The organism is Chitinophaga hostae, assembly GCF_018224885.1.
GTDB classification, from domain to species: Bacteria; Bacteroidota; Bacteroidia; order Chitinophagales; family Chitinophagaceae; genus Chitinophaga; species Chitinophaga hostae.
The window spans coordinates 304784-323892 of sequence record NZ_JAGTXB010000001.1; the positions used below are offsets into that span (position 1 = coordinate 304784).

Below are 19109 nucleotides of genomic sequence, written 5' to 3' on the forward strand. Positions count from 1 at the left end.
TAACCAAAGCAAAAGTATTCGTGGCGCTTAATTATTATATTATTTATAAACCATATGAGGTGTTGACCCGCTTTACTCCGGAGGGCAACAAAGCCTGTTTGGCGGATTATTTTAAAGTGCCGCCGGACGTATATCCTGTTGGCAGGCTGGACTATGATAGTGAGGGGTTGCTGATATTAACCAACGATAAGGCGCTGAATCAAAAACTGTTGTTACCGCAGCATGCGCATGAGCGGGAGTACTGGGTACAGGTGGACGGCGCCGTGACCCCCCAAGCTGTGCAGCAGTTACAGGCAGGTGTACAGATCAATGTAGATGGCAAATTATACCGGACGAGACGCTGTAAGGCGGAGTTATTCACGGAAGAACCCCTGCTGCCTCTGCGGAACCCTCCTATCCGTTTCCGTAAAAGTATCCCGGCGCCGTGGATCAGGATGATCCTGACCGAAGGAAAGAACCGGCAGGTAAGACGCATGACTGCCGCGGTAGGGTTTCCTACGTTGAGGCTTGTCCGTTACCGGCTGGAGGATATTACCGTAGCCGGTATGCAATCAGGAGAATTATTGCAGCTGGGCAGGGAGGAACTGTACCGGAAGCTGAAACTGGTACCATGATAACGTTGCGTGATGGCACTGGTCCCGGTTGCGGCACTACGGCGCTTTGTTCGTGCTGCTAACGCTTTGGCGGTACAAGGTCCAGCGGTGGCAAACAGGCGCTGATGGTTGTTGGCCCTCAGCCCTGGTAAGCAGCCAACGGCTTTTTGCTTTATGCTTTATGCTTTCAGCTTTTTTAACTAGGTTTGTCACCTACAAATTTCTATTATGCTGAAATCAATGACCGGCTTCGGAAGGGCAGAAAGCACAAGAGGCGAAACTAGTATCGTAGTGGAGATCAAATCGCTGAATGGTAAGCAGTTTGAAGTGAATCTGAAGTTTTCTCCTTTGTTAAGACCCTATGAGTTCGACATCCGTACCCTTATGCAGCAAACCTTGCAACGGGGAACGCTTGATGCAACCATCAATATCCGCCAGAATGGCGCTACCCGACCGGTTGTAATTAACACAGATCTCGCAAAATATTATTACCAGTCAATCACCATGCTGGCCAACCAGCTGGAGCTGCCGCAGGGCGATATGCTCAATGTGCTGATGAAACTGCCCGAGGTGGTAAGTCCGGCTACAGAGCAAATGACAGATGAAGAATGGAAAGACGTAGAAGACACGCTGCGCGAGGCATTGATCGACCTGGATACACATCGTATCGACGAAGGACAAATGCTGGAAGCAGATCTGCAGCAGCGGATAGAAAATATTGACGCCTCCATGCAAAAGGTACGCGAACTGGATCCGTTGCGTAAAGACCGTATCCGTCAGCGCCTTGAAGGTTTGCTCGCCGAACATGTTGGAAAGGAAAATGTAGATAGTAACCGGTTGGAACAGGAACTGATTTTCTACCTGGAAAAACTGGATATCTCCGAAGAACTGTCCCGCCTGGAGAATCACCTGCGTTATTTCATGGAAATACTGAAAGATACTGATTCGGCCAAAGGCAAGAAACTGGGATTTGTGTTACAGGAAATAGGCCGCGAAATAAATACAACCGGCTCCAAAGCCAATGATGCCGGTATTCAGCAATGGGTGGTATTGATGAAGGATGAACTGGAAAAAGCTAAAGAACAAGTTTTAAACGTTTTATAGTAAGGCGCATACCGTATGAAGAGAATTTTCCTGGCAACAGCAGGCTTTTTATTGTTGGCTGCAGCCTGCAAGCCACCTAAATTAGACACTTACGAGAAGAACCTGGAGATCCCGGGGCATGAGTGGGCTTATGATTATAAACCATCTTTTGAAGTAAAAATACAACCGGAAGATACCGCGTATCTGTATAATATCTGCGTAAACGTACGGCATACAGATGCTTACCCTTACAGCAATATCTGGTTGCTGATAGGAACACAGTCGCCCGGCGACAGTACCTCCAGGGAACAACGGGTAGAACTGCCGCTTGCCGATGTAACGGGCAAATGGTCTGGTTCCGGGCTGGATGATATTTATGAGCACCGTATCTTTATCCAGCAGCGCGCCACCTTTGATAAACCCGGTACCTATAAATTCACCTTCGAACAAAATATGCGGCAAAATCCGCTACCCCATGTGATGAATGTTGGCTTGCGGATTGAGAAAGCCGGTACCAGGCAATGATGAAAAAGATTTTCAATAAAATGCAGGAAGGAAAATCTGTTTCCTTCGTTTATTTTTTAGTACTGGGATATACGATAGCAGCGCTCGTGTGGTGGGGCATTCTGCTGTTCAGACAAAGTGAGCAGATCAGCGGCTTTGAACGGCAAAATCTTTATTTACGTGTAGATAGCCTTGCACAGCCGGTGGCGCATCAGCTGGAATTGCAGCGGATCAACAAAGAAGAGCATATGCGCTCTTTTAAATACCTGGGCGAAGGCCTCATTTTTTTAGGAATCATTTTACTCGGCGCACTCTTTGTATACAGGGCGGTGTGGAAATATATGAAGCTCAGCAGGCAGCAGCAGAATTTTATGATGGCGGTTACCCATGAATTGAAATCTCCTATTGCCGCCGCCAAACTAAATCTCGAAACCATCCGTAAACACCGGCTGGATGAGGAGAAGCAGTTGAAGCTGATTAACAATACCATTCGTGAAACCAATCGCCTGGACCAGCTGTGTAACAACATACTCCTGGCTGCGCAACTGGAAACACATAAATATCAGCTGTATAAAGAACCGCTGGATTTTTCAGCATTGATATCAGGCAGCATCCGGGAACTGGATGGCCGCATAGGCACCCACCAGATTGAAGCCGACCTGTTGCCGGATGTATGGCTGGACGGCGATAAGCTAACCTTGCAGATTGTACTGAGCAACCTGGTGGAAAACGCCGCCAAATATGCACCAAAGAATACCACCATCTTTGTAAAACTATTTGAACAGGATGAGGAACTGAAGCTCCAGGTAATTGACCAGGGGCCCGGGATTCCCCAGGAGGAGAAAGGCAGGATCTTCCTGAAATTTTACCGCGTAGGGAACGAAAACACCCGCAAAGCAAAAGGCTCCGGCCTCGGTTTGTTCCTGACCGCCAAAATTGTGGAACAACACGGAGGAGAAATAGAAGTAAGAGATAATATACCTTCCGGTAGCTGCTTTGAAATAACCTTCCCTGAATATTCCGTGCAAACGGCGTAAATTAGATAACGGATTGATGAATACCAGGATCCGGATTCGATGTAAAATCAAACAATAACACATGAAGGAAGCGACAAAGGCATCAATACTGCTGGTGGAAGACGAAGAAAATCTCCAGGAAGCGCTGAAGCTGAACCTGGAGCTGGAAGGATATGAGGTTACCGCAGTGGACAACGGCACAGCTGCGCTGAAAGCAGTAAAAAACGAATATTTCGATCTCATTATACTGGATATCATGTTGCCCGAAATGGATGGCATCGCGGTATGCGAAAACATCCGTATTCAGAACAACGAGATACCGATTCTTTTCCTGAGTGCTAAAAATAGCAGCGCGGATCGCGTACTGGGCCTCAAAAAGGGCGGCGACGACTACATGACCAAACCCTTTAACCTGGAAGAACTGTTGCTGCGGGTAGAGAAGCTCATCGTAAAAAACAAAAAGATCCAGGATAAAGACAGCGTTCCCAATGTATACCGCTTCGGAGAAAACATGATCGACTTTGCGGCACAGGAATGCGTAGGGAAAGATGGTAAACATTATGAGCTGAGTAAGAAAGAAGCCATGCTGCTCAAACTACTCATCGAAAACAAAGGAGAGGTAGTTACCCGGGAAAAGATATTACAGGTAGTTTGGGGGTATAACGTATATCCTACCACCCGTACCATCGATAACTTTATACTCAATTTCCGTAAATACTTTGAGGAAGACAGCCGTAACTCCCGTTACTTCCATTCAGTAAGAGGAGTAGGCTATAAATTTACTGAAGCGTAAGCGATTGGCTGGGTGAGCGGTTAGCCCTTAACTAACTGCCGGCAGCCAATGGCTGAAAGCCTGATTGTCTCAGCCCCACCCATCACCCGGTGCTGCATTCGCTAACAGCTGGTAGCTAAAGGCTAACAGCTGGTTCGCTGCATTGGTTAAAAGCTAACTGCTAATGACTAAGAGCCGGTTCGCCACTTTTCACCCCATTCTCTCCGTTTTCCGTTAAAATTCGACCTCATAATAAATCTCACTTTCCTGTAGTGATTAATTAGCCGATATTTATTTCGCTTATAAGAGATGAAGAACATCCTCCTGTAAACCTAATATGTGGCACATTATTACACAGAAATAGTCTTTGCTGCGGAGTGGCCCTTCTGGCTGTTTTTTTTGTTAAGTCTCGTTACCCTAATAGTATTTTTTACCCTGCGGGAAAGAAAAATCAGGAGAGTCTCGGCGAAAGAAATAACCAAGCACCATACGCAAATTAACCTGGAGCTCCATGCTTTCCAGGCGCAAATGGACCCTCATTTTATTTTTAATAGCCTCAATGCTATTCACCATTATATTCTTACTACAAGTACAGATATGGCCTCCCTGTACCTCACCCGCTTCTCCCGTTTAATGCGGCTCATGATAGGCAACTTCAATAAGGAATGGATTTCACTGCAGGACGAGCTGGACGCCCTGGAATTATATATACAGCTGGAACAGCTCCGTTTTGACGAGCAGTTCGACTACCAGCTGAAGGTGCTGCCCGAGGTAAACAAGCAGTTCACCCTGGTTCCTCCCCTGATCATCCAGCCATATGTGCAATATGCCATCTGGCACCGGATACTGCTGAGGCCGCAAAAATCCGGCGGCCAGCTGCTGATTACGATCTGTAAGGAAAAAGACCGGCTGTTTATACAACTGGAAGATAATGGCGTACTGATCACCGAAGTGCTGGATGGTACCGGTGAGCGCCAGGCCACCGGCATCGACATCGCTTCCGAACGATTATATATGATGAGTGAAAAATACCATATGCAGGCCAGCATAAAAGCGCTGCAAGTATACGATGCGGAACAGCTCCCTACGGGTAACCGCCTCATTATCAGCATGCAACATATAGGCACCCGTCAATCACTGGCAGGCTGAGTCTTTTATTGGAAATATGCCATAAATAGCTTAATTTCTACATGGATTTTTTGAATCGACGACCATATTTCACAAATCTCACAGCAACCTGTAACACCCGGACTTTACAAAACAATCTGAACTAATGCGTACCATTATAGTGGACGACGAGAAACATAGTCGGGATGCACTGCAAATGATGTTGGAGAGGTATTGCCCGCAAGTTACTGTACAGGCCGTTTGTGGTAACGGAAGGGATGCCCTTAATGCTATAAATGAATTTCATCCTCAACTGATCTTCCTGGATGTGGAAATGCCGGGAATGGATGGTTTCGAAGTGCTCGAAGCCTGCGGCCACCGCGATTTTGTCGTTATTTTTATTACCGCCTACGACCAATACGCCCTTCAGGCTATTCATCACAGCGCATTGGACTACCTGCTCAAGCCTATTGATATAAAGGAACTGCGCGATGCCGTGGAAAAAGCCGGATCGCAGTCCAGGGCTGATATGAACGAAAAGGTAGATAACCTGTTGTTATTCCTGCAGCAGCATCTTTACCAGGACGAGCGCATGGCGCTGCCTACCCTGGAAGGACTGCGTATGGTGACCGCCAAAAACATTATCTATTGCAAATCGGCGGGTATCCAAACCAGGCTGCATTTGCAGGAACCGGAAAAGCCGGTGGTGGTATACCGCACACTCCTTGAAATGGAAGAATGGCTTACTGATAAAGGCTTCTTCCGGGTACACAACAGCTTCCTGATTAACCTGTCTTTTATGGAGAAATATATTAAAGGAGATGGCGGCGAAATTATCATGTGTGATGGTAACAGCGTACCGGTAGCACGTGAAAAGAAACATGATTTTCTCCTTCGTATAGAACGCTTATAGCCGCTTGATATAGGCACAACTGATCCAGCCATTTTTACCATCGGCCAGTTCTACTTTGCAGAATTCTGCAGTAGCATCCACAATATGTACTTTCATGCCCTCTCCTATCTCAAACGCATCGCGGCTATTTTCATCCGGAGATGTTTTTGCCTTGATATTGCTGTTCATCACAATGCCTGATTGATGATTGTTGGAAGACAGATAGGTATCTATCGCCATCAGCAGGTATAACACGCATAATGCGCCGATGACATAGTTGCCCCAGCGAAGAAATTTATTTTTCCATCCCGGCAGAAAGCTATTTACTAATATACCTGCTATCAGCAACCAGAAAAGCACCACTGTACCCACTGCCCAGCCATTTGCTTTATGAAGATGCTGCAGCTGTAACCACCACTGCTGAAAAAATACCAACGGCAATTCTTCTACAAAGCCACTTACTTTCTGATTAGCAATGGCGAGGTTATGTTTTATCGCAGCATCGTTAGGAGACAGCTGTAATGCTTTTTCATAACTATATATTGCCTGTCCTGTTTTACCTGCTTTGTACCAGGCATTGCCTGCATTAAAGAAGAGTGCTTTTTGCGTATGACCTTCATCCAGCAGCTGCTGGTAAGTCCTGGCAGCTTCTGTGTATTTGCTTTGACTAAAAAGAACATTCGCCTGTTCAAACCGCTGCTGCGGATTGCTTTGCGGCGTTTGTGCGTTGGCGGTAGTAAACGCCGGCAGCAACCATGCTATTGCAAAAAAGACCAGTTTAATATTTCTGTTGTTCAGCATTTTCGCCTTTCGTTAATGGTTAGTTCTTCAATGCGTCTTCCAGGTTACTGATAATGGTGACTGCTTTTTCGTAGGTGCCCTGCATTTTCCGGTCATCCTGACCGGGTGCATACAATGCTACTTCGCAGTTATCAATCAGGTTAAACAGCTCGTGCGTATTGCTGCCGTTTATGCTGCGGGCGCTCAGTTTATCCTGCACCAGTTGCTTACTCAGATCGGCCATTGGTATTTTCAGCTTAGAGCTGAGATAGCCCCATACCGCACGGGAAGTTTCTTCATAAAACGCTTTATCCTTTCCTTCTTTCAGATAGCGGGCCGCGAGTTCGAGCCGTTTCAAGGCTACTTTATTAGCATAGCGGTGTTTGAGTACAGCGGCGTTGGTGGTATTATAATCCTTTTTGCGTTTGTAGAAAATAATGCCGGCGGCTATCAGCAAAGGCAGTAACAACAGTATATAGAACCACGCGCTTACTATAAACCAGCTGTGGTTCCGCGTCCAGTTGAGAATGCCGGTTTCATTTTTCACCAGGTCATTTTTGCCGGTGCCATAGTCCTGCTTATCCTGTTTAATATGTTTGCCTTGCTCAATGTGTACACTGAACGGTTCGGAACGTAATGTTTTAAAGCTGTTGGCGGCAGGATCAAAGTAGGAAAACTCAACGGCGGGTATGGTATGGTCGCCTGCTTCCTGCGGCATTAGTACATATTCAAAGGTTCTGCTGCCGGAAAGCGGATTGCTGTTCTTTTCTATGTCGTCGGTCACTTTAGGATCATACCTGTCAAACCCGGTGGGGACCTCTATTTTAGGGGAGTTCAGCAGGTTTACGTTACCCTGGCCGCTGATGGTTACTTTGAGCGTAAGCGCATCGTCGGTAGTGATTTTCTTTTTATCCAAAACGGCCGTCATGTTAAATTTACCTACTGCGCCATTATAGCTGATAGGTCGTCCGTCAACCGGTACGGGCTTTACATTTATTTTGATCGGGTTGCTTTGTATTTTGTATGGAACGTCCTGGTACTCTACTTCCGGCCGGTTAAAAAAGTCGTCAAAGAAAGGATCTTTAAACGCAGGGTCGTTAAAAAAATCTTCAAACGGATCTTTGTTCCGGTTGGCGCCTCCACGTTTGTTGGCAACCATTTTTACAAGCCGTACCTGGTTGTCGACCTCCACGGGGTCAAGTTCCAGCGCGCCGGATTGCAGAGGGAACAGCAGTGTTTTACGAATGGTAAATACTTTATAGGGAACGCCGTTCACTCTTTCTTCCGTGGCTTGCGGAGGGTTGGGCAGTTCTATATCTTTAGCGGAAAATCCTTTGAAAGCAGGGACTTTGGTAACACTGGAATTTGTTGGGAGGCGTGTATAAAGTTTATACGTGGCCGTTAGTTGTTCTCCCTCGTACATGGAGGTTTTGTCCACATCTACTTTGAGGAAAATATTTTTCTTCAGTTTTTCATTGATGTCTTCTCCTTTTTTGAGGAATCCTTCGGGGAGGTCTTCGCCGCCTTGTCCGCGGTGTGAAGGAACGCCGGCCGAAGGCGGCGCCGCCTGCTGTTGCTGTTGCTGGGCATTACCTTTTCTTACTTCGATTAAAACCGGGTTTGATTTGACGATGTTGCCATTTACGCGGGCCTGTGCGCCGGCGATGGTAAAGTTGCCTACATGTTTTGCCTGCAGCAGATAGCTGAGTGCAATGTATTCGGATCGTTTGCCGTTGAAAATAGATTGTCCCTGCATTTGTGAGGGGCCCTGCAACACTTCAAAGTCTTTGAAACTGGGAGGCGTAAAGCTGGCCACATTCACCCCGTTTTCCAGCATAAACTGAATCTGGAAAGGTTCATCCTGCGTCACGGTGTTATTGCTCACAGTAGTAGTAAAGCGGAACTCCTGTGCGGAGGCACAGGCTACCAGTCCTAAACAAAACAAAACGGAGTAAATACACTTCCTTATGCAAATTCTGTACTTCATAATTATGTCAACAAATTTAACCAAAGCCGCACTGGAAGCGCTGTAAGGCCCCGTTAAAAGTTAGTTAAAACATTCTAATATGTTCTAATTTAGTTATTTGGCTAATCTATGCCGGCGACCATTTCCCGGATTGTTGACCGGCAACAGCGCCGATGCGTCAGATGTCGCCCAGCATGGGCCGGAGTATGATTTCCTCGACCACGGTTTGTTTGGCCATTGTCCAGGCGGACCACACCACCGCAGCGATATCTTCCGGGGGCATCATCCTGTCTGGGGCCGCTTCAAAGCCATCCCAGGAGGCGGTTAAGGTGGGGCCGGGACTTACCGATGTAACCCTGATATGATGGGGTTGTAACTCTTCCCGCAGATTTTTGCTGAAGCCCAGCAGGGCATGTTTGGTAATGCCATAGGATCCGCCGTTAGGGTAAGCCTTGTAGCTGGCGGTAGAGCACAGGTTAAATATATGCCCGTTACGATGTGGGATCATGGCGGGTAACAGGTTCCGGGTGAGATGATAGGCGCTGTAAACATTTACTGCCATCAACTTCTCCAGTAGCCCATCTTCTTCTTCATAGAGGGCGCCCGGAATAAATATCCCGGCATTATTTACCAGTATATCTACACGGGCAAAGGCAGATTTGATTTTTTCGCCGAAAGCCAGTACCTGCGCTTTATCTCCCATATCTACCATTTCTGCCAGTACTGTTACTGCCGGGTTCTTTTGCTGTATGGCCGCTTTTGCCGTGGCCAGCGGATCTGCATTTCTGGCACAAATCGCTACATTAAAGCCTTCCAGCGCCAGTTTTTCAGCAATGGCCTTTCCAATGCCTTTGCTGGCGCCCGTAATAACTGCGTTCATAGTTTCTTTTATTGATGCAGTAAAATAAGGAATTTACTTTGAATGGACAGGTATCTGCAAACCCATCTCTGTGGTATTTTGTACCTTTGCGCAGTCATGAAATACAAACATCTTTTCTTTGACCTGGATCATACACTCTGGGACTTTGAAACAAATGAACAGGAAACCTTGCGCGAGCTGTACAACAGCCATGCTTTGGAGAGCAGAGGAATACCGTCTTTTGAGGCGTTTTCCGTGTCTTATGTGGATCATAATGAGCGTTTGTGGGATCGTTTCCGCCGCGGATTTATAACCCGCCGTGAGTTGAGGGATAAGCGTTTCCGTCTTACGCTGGTTGACTTCAAGATCGGCGACGAAAAGCTGACCCAAAAGATCAGCGAAGAATTCCTGGAAATACTGCCTTACAAAACAGGCCTGTTCCCGGAAACCAAGGAAACGCTGGAATACTTGGCCACAAAGGAATACCCGATGCATATGATCACCAACGGTTTTGAGGAAACCCAGTTGCTGAAAATGAAAAATGCCGGTATTGACCATTACTTCACACATATTGTTACGTCGGAAGTGGCAGGCAGCTTAAAGCCTTACCGGGAAATCTTTGATTATGCTATCAGTAAAGCCGGTACCAGCGCCACGGAAAGCATTATGATCGGTGACGCGATGGAGCTGGATATCAAAGGGGCGCATGGTGTGGGCATGGACCAGGTTTATTTTAACCCTGCTAAGCCTCCCGTCGATTTTCAACCTACGTATGTTATCCATCACCTGAAGGAGCTGAGAAGCATACTGTAGATAGCATAAAGCAAAACGCATAAAGCATAAAGCTATTGAGGCGAATGATTTAAGCATAGTGTAATACTCGCTTAGATCATTCGCCTCAATAGCTTTATGCTTTATGCGTTTAGCCTTTAGCTTTCGTTTTAGCGGCTGCCAATCTCAGGCTGCCGGTTTTAGATGGCTGCTGACAGCAGCTTTTACCTTTTGCAGCTGTTTTACAGGTAGCAGCAGAACATTCCTTTTTAGCGGATTTATCTGTTGCTTTACCGGTTGTTTTTTCCTGGGCAAAAGCAACGCCTGCCAGTAACAGGATGGCTGCTGCGCCGGTAAAAGCTTTCTTTATCATAAAAATGCCGTTTAGCTTCTAAAGATACTAGATTTTAGCAATTACGGAAACGCCGCCTTTTACCACTTCTTCCAGTTTCACGGCCACTTCTGTGCCGATGGGAAGATAGAGGTCAACGCGGGAGCCGAATTTGATAAAGCCCATTTCGTCATTCTGTTTCACGTCCATGCCGGGTTTCAGGTAGTTGACAATTCTGCGGGCGAGGGCGCCGGCGATTTGTCTTACCAGGATATCGGTTTTGCCGTTGCCTATAACAACAGAATGTCTTTCGTTTTCAGTAGATGATTTCGGGTGCCAGGCCACCAGGTATTTACCGGCATGGTATTGCGACAGCTTAACCACCCCACTAATAGGATTGCGGTTTACGTGTACATTGGCAGGGCTCATAAAGATAGACACCTGTAAACGTTTGTCTTTAAAGTATTCAGGCTCATATACTTCTTCAATTACCACTACCTTACCATCGCAGGGAGAAATCACCAGTGAGTCGCCTGTTGTATATTGTCTGGCCGGAATCCGGAAGAATGATACGATGAACAGGAAGAAGGCCAGGGATATAATGGATACGGTCCAGCAGAGACCGGATGCGCAGCCGAACCAATAAACGACGGCTCCGTTAATTAACGCCAGTACCAGGAATACAAGGGAAATGGTAGCAAATCCTTCACGATGGATCTTCATTGTTTTTTTATTAGTTGTTTGATTTATTATTTAATCGTTGTGCAAAGGTACTTCAATTCAATTTTTTTGGCATACGAAATTATCATTAAGCCATCATAAAGAATTGAACATAGATCCAGGCGAAAGGAGCGGCCAGGAGCAATGAGTCGAAACGGTCCATGAATCCGCCGTGGCCGGGCATGATGTTGCCGGAGTCCTTCACTCCTGCCATCCTTTTCAGTTTGGATTCGATCAGGTCGCCGATAGTGCCAAATACGGCAGCGATCAGGGCCAATGCGATCCAATGCTGGAGAGCAAGGTACTGGTATCCCCAGAAATGGCCATAAATACCGGCAGTGGCAACGGCGAGGATCATGCCGCCAACAGTGCCTTCGATGGTTTTTTTCGGGGAAATAGCCGGTGCAAAGGGAGTCCGTCCAATGAGAGAGCCCACAATGTAGGCCATAGTATCGTTAATCCAGATAAAAATGATGAGCAGTAACGGTATCAGCCATCCCGGTGCAGTACCTACATTACCGGGTGTATACTGGATATCGATGGCATTAAGCCGGATATGTATCAGTAAGCCGAAGGGAATGGTAATGTATAGCAGTCCGATGGCCGAATAACCTATGTTTTTTAAAGAAAAGTCCTTGCTCATTAACACTTCTCCCAATGGCATTACCAGCAGGAAAATAACCGCTACCCACCAGCCAATAAGGCCTGTGGGGATATGTGCCACCTGGAAGTTGCTGCCGGTAAAAGTGAGCAGTATGGCTGCCCCGGCAATAGTGGCGCCCCATTTATGCGGGGTAGGTACACCAGCGTAGTCGGGATCGATGTGGCGGATGAGCTTAAAGTATTCCTGCAGGGCAAAACAGCCTATCAGGAAGAAAAGCAGGAAAAAGGTATAGTCCGTCCACAGGATACCTCCCAGCATTACTGCCACAAACACAAGCGCAGAGGCAGTGCGGGTGAAAAAAGTCTTCATTATGCTTAAATCTGGTGATTAAATTCTGCCCGCAAAAGTGGATAAAATAACCTTGTGGAGCAAATTCCTGTCAGGTGTTACTGATGGAAAGACGCCTTACAGGATTCATACCCCTATGCCGGATCTACCTCATTTGGATCGCCGGTGGGCAGATTGTTGTGATGATGCACCAGGCTTTTGGCCATTTCTTCCTGTGTTTGATGAACATATAGTTCTGCCTGACCTGGCAGGGTAATATTGTAGGAAGAAGATTGCCTGTTCAGTAATACAGCCTCTATCCCGTTATCCAGCAGCATGCCTTTCACAATTTCCGCCTCAAATGGCCTGTCGCTCGAAAAGATTTTTACCCAGTCTTTTTCCATAATTATCGCTTTAATGTCTTGTCAAGATTACAAATTTTCGTCCACTCCGATGTCGTCTATCCCATCTTTATCTTTTTTGGGTTCCACCGGATCAATCATTTGCATGGGGGTTGATTTTTTACTTAACGCCCAAAACAGTCCAATGGTTACGGGAATGCTCAAAGCGATCAGATACCAGGCTACCGGCGTGTCTTTCATCGGATCGTCCTTTACCATGCCGTGCTGGAAAAGGTAGAGCATAATGATCTGTGCGCCATTGTTCAGTATATGTGCGAAGATACTTAACCAGAGGTTGCCGCTGATAACATAGATAGCGCCCAGTGCAAATCCCAGTACCACCCGGGGTAAAAATCCCAGCATTTCACCATGGATGGCGCTGAACAAAATAGCGGTGATAAATACGCTTAACCAAACCTTGCGGGTGCTTTTGATGATCAGGCGCTGGAGGATGCCCCTGAAAAAAAGCTCTTCACCGATAGCAGGTACAATGGCTACCAGCACGAGATTGATTAAAAGATCTTTGATAGCAGGCATGCGCAGCATTACAGTGAGCAGTTTCTCCGCGAGGGCCTGCATATCTCTTGCCGACTGTGAGATCGGAAAGTGTTGATTCCATTCGCCCATCAAACCTGCCAGGGGAAAGGTACCATACATTGCCAGCAGGGCAATCAGGATCTGTAAGCCCTTAGGCGCCGGTTTCAAACCAAGATAAGTGGCAGGATAAGGCTGCCACAGGTAGGCAAAAATTGCAGATGGCACAAAGAATGCGACGATGGTATAAAAGAATTGTGTTATTTTCAGATAGCCGACGAGGTTAGGATCGCTAAAGGCGCCATTCTGAATAGCCTCCAGGCTCTGGCCCGTCATGGCAGGCGTGATCATCTGCAGCGCTGCTATGTATACCGCGAAGAACCCAAAGAAAAAGCCAAGGAAGGTAACAAATTGTAATAAAGTAGAGGACTGCTTCAGATAACCGGTCATAAGAAAATACTGTATTAAATTTTGCGTAAATTTACAGCGCGAAAATCAGTTTTTGCAGTTGCTTTATAATCATCACAGCTGCGTTATTTATAGCTGTCACTGCAAAGAAATCCTGCTTGTAAAAGAAATAGTATATAAAATATTAAAATAATAACTGCGGCAAAACCTGCTGTGGTTATGTAAATTATGGTGAAGATAGGAAATATTGAATTGGGAGAATTCCCTTTGTTACTGGCGCCCATGGAAGATGTGAGCGATCCGCCATTCCGCGCGGTGTGCAAGGATAATGGAGCAGACCTCATGTATACAGAGTTCATATCTTCGGAGGGACTGATACGCGATGCCATCAAAAGCCGCAAAAAGCTGGATATTTTCGAGTATGAGCGCCCGGTAGGCATACAGATCTTCGGAGGTGATGAGGAGTCTTTATCGCTGGCTGCGCAGATTGTGGAAACTACCAACCCCGACCTGCTGGATATCAATTTCGGTTGCCCGGTAAAGAAAGTCGCCTGTAAAGGCGCCGGCGCAGGCATCCTGAAAGATATACCCAAAATGGTGAAGCTTACAGCAGCCGTAGTAAAAGCCACCAGGCTGCCGGTAACCATTAAAACCCGCCTGGGTTGGGACGACAACACCAAGAATATTGAAGACGTAGCGGAAAGGTTGCAGGATGTAGGCATCAAAGCGCTTACCATCCACGGCCGTACCCGTACACAAATGTATAAAGGCAGTGCCGACTGGACGCTGATCGGAAAAGTAAAAAACAATCCACGCATACAAATTCCTATCTTTGGTAACGGTGACATATGTACGCCGGAGCAGGTAATTGCTGCAAGACAGAAATATGGCGTGGATGGCGTGATGATTGGCCGCGCCGCCATTGGCTACCCCTGGATTTTCAGGGAGATTAAGCATTTTATGAAGACTGGCGAACATTTGCCGCTACCAACTGTTTTAGAAAGAGTGGAGGTTTGTAAAAAACACCTTCGCCAATCAGTTGCCTGGAAAGGAGAAGTAGTAGGTATATTGGAAATGCGCCGTCATTACACAAATTATCTCAAAGGGTTACCGCATATAAAAGAATTCAGACAACAATTAGTAACTTACAATACATTAGCTGAAATAGAGGAAGTACTAGACGCGGTAGTGTTACAATATAAGGACCATATATTCGAAAGGGCTGCTCCCCAATTAGCTGCACACGATTTTCTGCCGGCTGATACTGAAATGGCCGGTTGTAACGTTTACGGATAAACGGATAAACCCCAGAGTATAAAAAAACAAAAATTGCTTTCACATGACCACAATTAAAAATCTGAAAAATGAAGTCTGGAAAGACTTACAGATTAAAAACAAATCTGCCCTGCGTAAAAAATACGCTGTATCAAACATGGGGAGAGTGATCAGTTATCATGAAAGTACCGAAGATGGTAAGCTGCTCACAGGGTCTACCGTAGAAGGCTATACGGTATTAAACGTAAAGCCGGCCGACAGCTACCAGTCACTCTACCTGCACCGTGAGGTGGCCAAACTTTTCAGTAAAAAAGGAGGCCGGGCACATAAGTATGTGATTCACCTGGACTACGATAAGAAGAATAATAAAGCTTCCAACCTTCAATGGGCTACCAAAGAGGAAATGGAAGAGCATCAGCAAAAAAGCCCTGCAAAGCTGGCTTATAAGGAAAAGCAGCGTAATCGTGTAAAAGGCCTGAAGCTGAATGTTACCAAAGTAAAGAGTATCAAGCGCCTGCTGAACAAGCCTGGTAAGAAAACTATGAAGCAGATTGCCGAACAGTTTGATATCAGCGAAATGCAGCTTTACCGCATCAAAAGCGGTGAAAACTGGGGGCATGTAACATTGGATTAAAGCCTGGTTTCCCAGGACTGATCATATATGATGTTGTCTGAACTGTGGCCATACTACCAGTATGGCCATAGTTGTTTATAGCCGGTACTATAACACGCCCCTGGCCATTGCCCCCAGCATCTTCCGGTAGTGGGCACTGTCCTGCAACACAGGCTCATGCCCCAGGATAATTACCTGTTTTCGTGCACGCGATAACGTTACCAGCAGCTTACGGTCTACCTCTATCTCCTCCTCTTCCCAGTTAAACTGCCCCAGGCATTGTAAGGTTTGTACCTGTGCCGCATGGTACACCGCCAGGGAAACGATGATAATATCATTTTCGGAGCCCTGAAAGCGTTCCACCGTATCTATATTGATGTCCTGTAAAACAGGATCTTCTGCTATCAGCTCCCGGATAAGACTGATTTGTGTACGCCAGGGCGTAACCACGCCTACAGTGTCTTTGCTGAAGTTGGCGCCATAACGACTTTTCAGGTGTTGTAACAATGATACCACCCACTGTGCCTCTGTTTTGTTCATTTTAGAAGTAGCCTCATACGGACTGGCTACAAAAACCTTTCTCCCCAAAGAGAGGATCCGCTCCCACCCTACATTTTCATGATCCCGGTAAAGATCAAAGTCCTCCTTTTGCGCTGTTCTTCCGGAGCAAAGCTGGCCGGCGTAATAGTGGTTTACCATGGCGGCGATGCTGTCGTGCATCCGGAAATGGGTGTTTAGCATGCCCCAGGCATGGCGCCAGTGGCTGGTTTTGCAGCGGTGTATCAGGCGTTCAAATATAGAAGTACGTAAGTCCCGGATACCCAGATCCAGCAAACAAGGCGCTTTTACGCGGCAGAAATATTCTTCCTGCGCTACCACGGGTGGTAACTGGTTCTGGTCGCCTATCAGGATAAATTTGCGGAAAGGCATCAATAGCCCCAGCAGCTGGGGTTCTGTAAGCTGGGAGGCTTCATCCACGATCAGGGTATCGGTAGGAATCCCCATCATTACCAATTGCTCCAAACGGGTAGCCATTGTAGCTACCGTAGCTACAAATACGCGGTGGCCGGTAACGTAGTTCCTGGCCTCATCGAGCGAGCCCTCGAGGCAATATTGTTTCAGGGTCAGCGAAGCTTCTGAGCTGCGGCCTCCCATGCGCAGATGGGTAATGTTTTTGGCGGCGAGTTTATGGCATATTTCATCGACAGCCTTATTGGTAAAGGCCACAATAATTACATAGGTATCCTGCTTAACCATTTCCCCCACGATGGTGGTGAGCATGGAAGAAGTTTTACCGGTGCCGGGAGGCCCCTGTAACAGGTAGTAGTCCTGCGCTTCCAGGGCCTGTTTTACAATCTGTTCCTGGTTGGGATTAAACATTGCAGGCGTGGTGCACTGTAATGGATACCAACGCGGAGTGGCCAGTCCCAGCAGCATATTGGTACGCTCCCGGTAGCGGGGAGATATTACATGAAACAGGGAGGCTGTGGCGATCCAGTAATTGGATTCATAGATATCATGTTCAATGATCCATTCGTCGAACTGCCGGAAAAAATCCAGGGTCATCTGCCGGTTGTTCAGCGAAAAGCTCAGCTGGTCTTTTCCGAGGTCTTCTATCCTGCCCTTCAGCAGCTGTTGCTGCATGGGCTGCAGTTCTGTGCTGGTGCGGGGATAGATGATAGCGGTATCGCCCCGGCGGAAGTTATGGCTAACGGGCACGACTATATCAAATAACACAGAGCTGTTTACGGTGTCGAATTCACGGAAACGCAGTCCCGGTATAATATTGAAGCGGGAAAGCTTGTCTTTTTCCTGTTGCAGCCATAGCCCGGCAAAGCCGTCGGCATCGTCTTCCCGGTTAATTTCTGAAAACATACCACATTTTGCCTGCAGGTATTCGCGCAGCATAAATGCCAGGAACTCATGGTAGTAGGCTTTTGCCACCGGTGGCGCCGTTTGCCAGGCCTGTTCAAATGCGGTAAAATGTGCAGCGCTGAAGGAGGGCAGGCCGATAGCGGCAGCGGCAGTAATAGTGGAAAGTACTTCAGATTCGCCGCCGGCCAGCCGGAGCAGCATGGCCACTACTTCATTGCGGAGTAACAGTAAATCATTTTCTGTGAGATGTGTACTGCTTACATTCCTCAATGGGTCGGCAGCAGCGGCGGAATACAGGATGGCAGAGCTGCCTTTTCGGTGGCGGCCAAAAGCAGAGCGTAGCAACAGATTGTACCCTACTACCTGCATTTCATGGTTTTTCCAGGTGTTGAAGTCCGGGCATTTTCCGCTTTTCAGCTCGAATATTTCTTTGCGCGACTCGTCGGTATCGTCTTCTGCCATCAGGTCCAGGCGCCCCTGCAGTCCGTATTGGGCAGAAAGGAAAGTCGGTTCAATACGTACCGGCTTGTTTTGCAGTTCTTTTACAGTATGATGGAGATTGCCCCAGTGCTGCTGCCGGATATCGCGGAACATTTCGTTGATCTTTTCCCGGCCATAGGCAGCGGCCTGCAGTACATTGTCGGCCACGGCTTCCACAAAGGAGCTTTTGAAATCGATGTCCCGGTTGCGCAACATTTCGTCGAGCAGGGCATTGACCAGGTTTCCTTTGAACGCGGCGGGGCTGGATTGCTGGGGTGTTAGTTTTTTAACGAGATATAATAACCTGTTGGGTCCTTTATGGGTAAAGCACTCTGCCAGGTCGCTGATGTCAATGAGGAGGTCGGGTTCCAATACCACCTGGCTTTCGCTGGTGGTGGCGTATTCGTGTCCTTCGGCGCCCTGGCGGCAATGCAATACATTGATGGTATCATAAGGGCGCAGCAGGCCATGCAGCGATACAACCGCCATGGATTCCATGTGTTCCAGTTGTAAACTGAAGTCGCCCTGCTCATCGTTTTTCACCTCCAGCTGCAGGGTATATTTTCCCTGAGCGCCGGTAGTGAGAGGCCCTACGGCCGTTACCATACATTTCAGCAGGCTCAGGCTGCCAGGGCGGTGCTGGTAGGCCAGCGATAGTTTATGCACGCCGGAGGGGGCGTATATGTTGGTGAGGTCGGCCGGAGGTGTTGCCTGGTAGCACCAGGATACAGATTCGGTGAGTGCTTTGATACACAGGAGGTGTTCTGTTTCCTGCAACGGGAACATTCCACGTGTAGCCTTGTTCGTTAGTATGCGGAGAGCGGTAAGTTGCTGATGAATATCCGGGGGGACTGTTTGCCGGTCAAAAAAGAACTGCATGCGTGCAAACAGGTTCCCGAATGAGCGGGTTTCTTTCCTGGTTAATTCCCGGAAGAGGATTTCCAGTATCTGTTTGTAGTGACGGGTTTTTTCTTCCGTATGTTCAATGCTGTGAGCTTCCTTAATCCTGGCGTAAAACGCAGCAGCGGTATGTGATACGAGCATTGCTGCAAGGTAAGCATAAAGCGGAAAGCATAAAGCGGAAAGCATAAAGCGGAAAGCTATTTAAGCGAATGTTATTAGCAAGTATTCAACACCGGGTCGCTTCGGTCATCCGCTTAAATAGCTTTGTGCTTTCCGCTTTATGCCTTCTGCTGCT

General features: G+C 47.3%; 19 protein-coding genes. 10 read left to right on the top strand and 9 right to left on the bottom strand.

The window, feature by feature from the left end; translation table 11 throughout:
- Positions 1–20 precede the first annotated feature (20 nt).
- The 7 genes from KE626_RS01300 to KE626_RS01330 all read left to right on the top strand — a co-directional run bounded on the left by KE626_RS01300 (position 21) and on the right by KE626_RS01330 (position 5988).
- Positions 21–614, top strand: a complete 594-nt coding sequence (locus KE626_RS01300; protein WP_211971067.1) for a pseudouridine synthase — start codon at positions 21–23, stop codon at positions 612–614.
- Between the two features lie 207 nt (positions 615–821).
- Positions 822–1697 carry a YicC/YloC family endoribonuclease gene (locus tag KE626_RS01305; protein ID WP_211971070.1) on the top strand — a complete coding sequence of 292 codons (876 nt, stop codon included), beginning with the start codon at positions 822–824 and terminating at the stop codon, positions 1695–1697.
- 15 nt (positions 1698–1712) lie between these two features.
- Positions 1713–2201: a gliding motility lipoprotein GldH gene (locus tag KE626_RS01310; RefSeq protein WP_211971071.1), complete on the top strand. Its 489-nt coding sequence runs from the start codon at positions 1713–1715 to the stop codon at positions 2199–2201.
- Entirely contained in the window at positions 2198–3217 is a 1020-nt protein-coding gene (locus KE626_RS01315; protein WP_211971072.1) for a sensor histidine kinase, read from the top strand. The genes KE626_RS01310 and KE626_RS01315 overlap by 4 nt, the downstream gene beginning before the upstream one ends.
- A 61-nt stretch (positions 3218–3278) precedes the next feature.
- On the top strand, positions 3279–3989 hold the full coding sequence (locus KE626_RS01320) for a response regulator transcription factor (RefSeq protein WP_211971073.1): 711 nt from the start codon (positions 3279–3281) through the stop codon (positions 3987–3989).
- Between the two features lie 318 nt (positions 3990–4307).
- The gene (locus tag KE626_RS01325) at positions 4308–5117 is read left to right on the top strand and encodes a sensor histidine kinase (RefSeq protein ID WP_211971074.1); all 810 of its coding nucleotides are present in this window, start codon (positions 4308–4310) and stop codon (positions 5115–5117) included.
- 124 nt (positions 5118–5241) lie between these two features.
- Complete coding sequence (locus tag KE626_RS01330; protein ID WP_211971075.1) at positions 5242–5988, top strand: LytR/AlgR family response regulator transcription factor; 747 nt, start codon at positions 5242–5244, stop codon at positions 5986–5988.
- On the opposite strand, the gene KE626_RS01335 is transcribed toward KE626_RS01330, so the two are convergent.
- The 3 genes from KE626_RS01335 to KE626_RS01345 form a co-directional block, all read right to left on the bottom strand.
- A complete protein-coding gene (locus KE626_RS01335; protein ID WP_211971076.1) occupies positions 5983–6768 on the bottom strand; it encodes a tetratricopeptide repeat protein in 786 nt (261 codons plus the stop codon). The genes KE626_RS01330 and KE626_RS01335 overlap by 6 nt on opposite strands.
- Before the next feature lie 19 nt (positions 6769–6787).
- Positions 6788–8734 (bottom strand): BatD family protein, encoded by a 1947-nt coding sequence (locus KE626_RS01340; protein ID WP_211971077.1) that lies wholly within the window; start codon positions 8732–8734, stop codon positions 6788–6790.
- 157 nt (positions 8735–8891) lie between these two features.
- The gene (locus KE626_RS01345) at positions 8892–9593 is read right to left on the bottom strand and encodes an SDR family oxidoreductase (RefSeq protein WP_211971079.1); all 702 of its coding nucleotides are present in this window, start codon (positions 9591–9593) and stop codon (positions 8892–8894) included.
- Positions 9594–9689: 96 nt separating this feature from the next.
- Between KE626_RS01345 and KE626_RS01350 the strand changes: the two genes are divergently transcribed.
- On the top strand, positions 9690–10385 hold the full coding sequence (locus KE626_RS01350) for a YjjG family noncanonical pyrimidine nucleotidase (RefSeq protein WP_211971081.1): 696 nt from the start codon (positions 9690–9692) through the stop codon (positions 10383–10385).
- Positions 10386–10494: 109 nt separating this feature from the next.
- Here KE626_RS01350 and KE626_RS01355 read toward each other — a convergent pair whose 3' ends face one another.
- From KE626_RS01355 to KE626_RS01375, 5 genes are all read right to left on the bottom strand, one after another.
- Entirely contained in the window at positions 10495–10716 is a 222-nt protein-coding gene (locus tag KE626_RS01355; protein WP_211971083.1) for a hypothetical protein, read from the bottom strand.
- 27 nt (positions 10717–10743) lie between these two features.
- Complete coding sequence (locus KE626_RS01360; protein WP_211971085.1) at positions 10744–11397, bottom strand: phosphatidylserine decarboxylase family protein; 654 nt, start codon at positions 11395–11397, stop codon at positions 10744–10746.
- An 85-nt stretch (positions 11398–11482) separates the two neighbouring features.
- A complete protein-coding gene (locus KE626_RS01365; RefSeq protein ID WP_211971086.1) occupies positions 11483–12367 on the bottom strand; it encodes a phosphatidate cytidylyltransferase in 885 nt (294 codons plus the stop codon).
- 113 nt (positions 12368–12480) lie between these two features.
- A complete protein-coding gene (locus KE626_RS01370; protein WP_211971088.1) occupies positions 12481–12729 on the bottom strand; it encodes a putative signal transducing protein in 249 nt (82 codons plus the stop codon).
- Between the two features lie 27 nt (positions 12730–12756).
- Positions 12757–13710: a CPBP family intramembrane glutamic endopeptidase gene (locus KE626_RS01375; RefSeq protein ID WP_211971090.1), complete on the bottom strand. Its 954-nt coding sequence runs from the start codon at positions 13708–13710 to the stop codon at positions 12757–12759.
- 186 nt (positions 13711–13896) lie between these two features.
- On the opposite strand from KE626_RS01375, the gene dusB reads away from it, so the two are divergent.
- Both dusB and KE626_RS01385 read left to right on the top strand, forming a co-directional pair.
- Positions 13897–14964: a tRNA dihydrouridine synthase DusB gene (gene dusB, locus KE626_RS01380; protein ID WP_211971091.1), complete on the top strand. Its 1068-nt coding sequence runs from the start codon at positions 13897–13899 to the stop codon at positions 14962–14964.
- Between the two features lie 43 nt (positions 14965–15007).
- A complete protein-coding gene (locus KE626_RS01385) occupies positions 15008–15577 on the top strand; it encodes an NUMOD4 domain-containing protein (protein WP_079471790.1) in 570 nt (189 codons plus the stop codon).
- 87 nt (positions 15578–15664) lie between these two features.
- Here the strand turns inward: KE626_RS01385 and KE626_RS01390 are convergent, their stop codons facing one another.
- Positions 15665–18955, bottom strand: coding sequence for an AAA domain-containing protein (locus KE626_RS01390; protein ID WP_211971092.1), 3291 nt, complete (start codon positions 18953–18955; stop codon positions 15665–15667).
- Between the last annotated feature and the right edge of the window lie 154 nt (positions 18956–19109).

Bases quoted from the DNA above. Each gene is read 5' to 3' on its own strand.
- KE626_RS01305 (WP_211971070.1), top strand. From the start codon at position 822: ATGCTGAAATCAATGACCGGCTTCGGAAGGGCAGAAAGCACAAGAGGC.
- KE626_RS01310 (WP_211971071.1), top strand. From the start codon at position 1,713: ATGAAGAGAATTTTCCTGGCAACAGCAGGCTTTTTATTGTTGGCTGCA.
- KE626_RS01315 (WP_211971072.1), top strand. From the start codon at position 2,198: ATGATGAAAAAGATTTTCAATAAAATGCAGGAAGGAAAATCTGTTTCC.
- KE626_RS01320 (WP_211971073.1), top strand. From the start codon at position 3,279: ATGAAGGAAGCGACAAAGGCATCAATACTGCTGGTGGAAGACGAAGAA.
- KE626_RS01330 (WP_211971075.1), top strand. From the start codon at position 5,242: ATGCGTACCATTATAGTGGACGACGAGAAACATAGTCGGGATGCACTG.
- KE626_RS01335 (WP_211971076.1), bottom strand. From the start codon at position 6,768: ATGCTGAACAACAGAAATATTAAACTGGTCTTTTTTGCAATAGCATGG.
- KE626_RS01340 (WP_211971077.1), bottom strand. From the start codon at position 8,734: ATGAAGTACAGAATTTGCATAAGGAAGTGTATTTACTCCGTTTTGTTT.
- KE626_RS01345 (WP_211971079.1), bottom strand. From the start codon at position 9,593: ATGAACGCAGTTATTACGGGCGCCAGCAAAGGCATTGGAAAGGCCATT.
- KE626_RS01350 (WP_211971081.1), top strand. From the start codon at position 9,690: ATGAAATACAAACATCTTTTCTTTGACCTGGATCATACACTCTGGGAC.
- KE626_RS01355 (WP_211971083.1), bottom strand. From the start codon at position 10,716: ATGATAAAGAAAGCTTTTACCGGCGCAGCAGCCATCCTGTTACTGGCA.
- KE626_RS01360 (WP_211971085.1), bottom strand. From the start codon at position 11,397: ATGAAGATCCATCGTGAAGGATTTGCTACCATTTCCCTTGTATTCCTG.
- KE626_RS01365 (WP_211971086.1), bottom strand. From the start codon at position 12,367: ATGAAGACTTTTTTCACCCGCACTGCCTCTGCGCTTGTGTTTGTGGCA.
- KE626_RS01370 (WP_211971088.1), bottom strand. From the start codon at position 12,729: ATGGAAAAAGACTGGGTAAAAATCTTTTCGAGCGACAGGCCATTTGAG.
- KE626_RS01375 (WP_211971090.1), bottom strand. From the start codon at position 13,710: ATGACCGGTTATCTGAAGCAGTCCTCTACTTTATTACAATTTGTTACC.
- dusB (WP_211971091.1), top strand. From the start codon at position 13,897: ATGGTGAAGATAGGAAATATTGAATTGGGAGAATTCCCTTTGTTACTG.
- KE626_RS01385 (WP_079471790.1), top strand. From the start codon at position 15,008: ATGACCACAATTAAAAATCTGAAAAATGAAGTCTGGAAAGACTTACAG.
- KE626_RS01390 (WP_211971092.1), bottom strand. From the start codon at position 18,955: ATGCTCGTATCACATACCGCTGCTGCGTTTTACGCCAGGATTAAGGAA.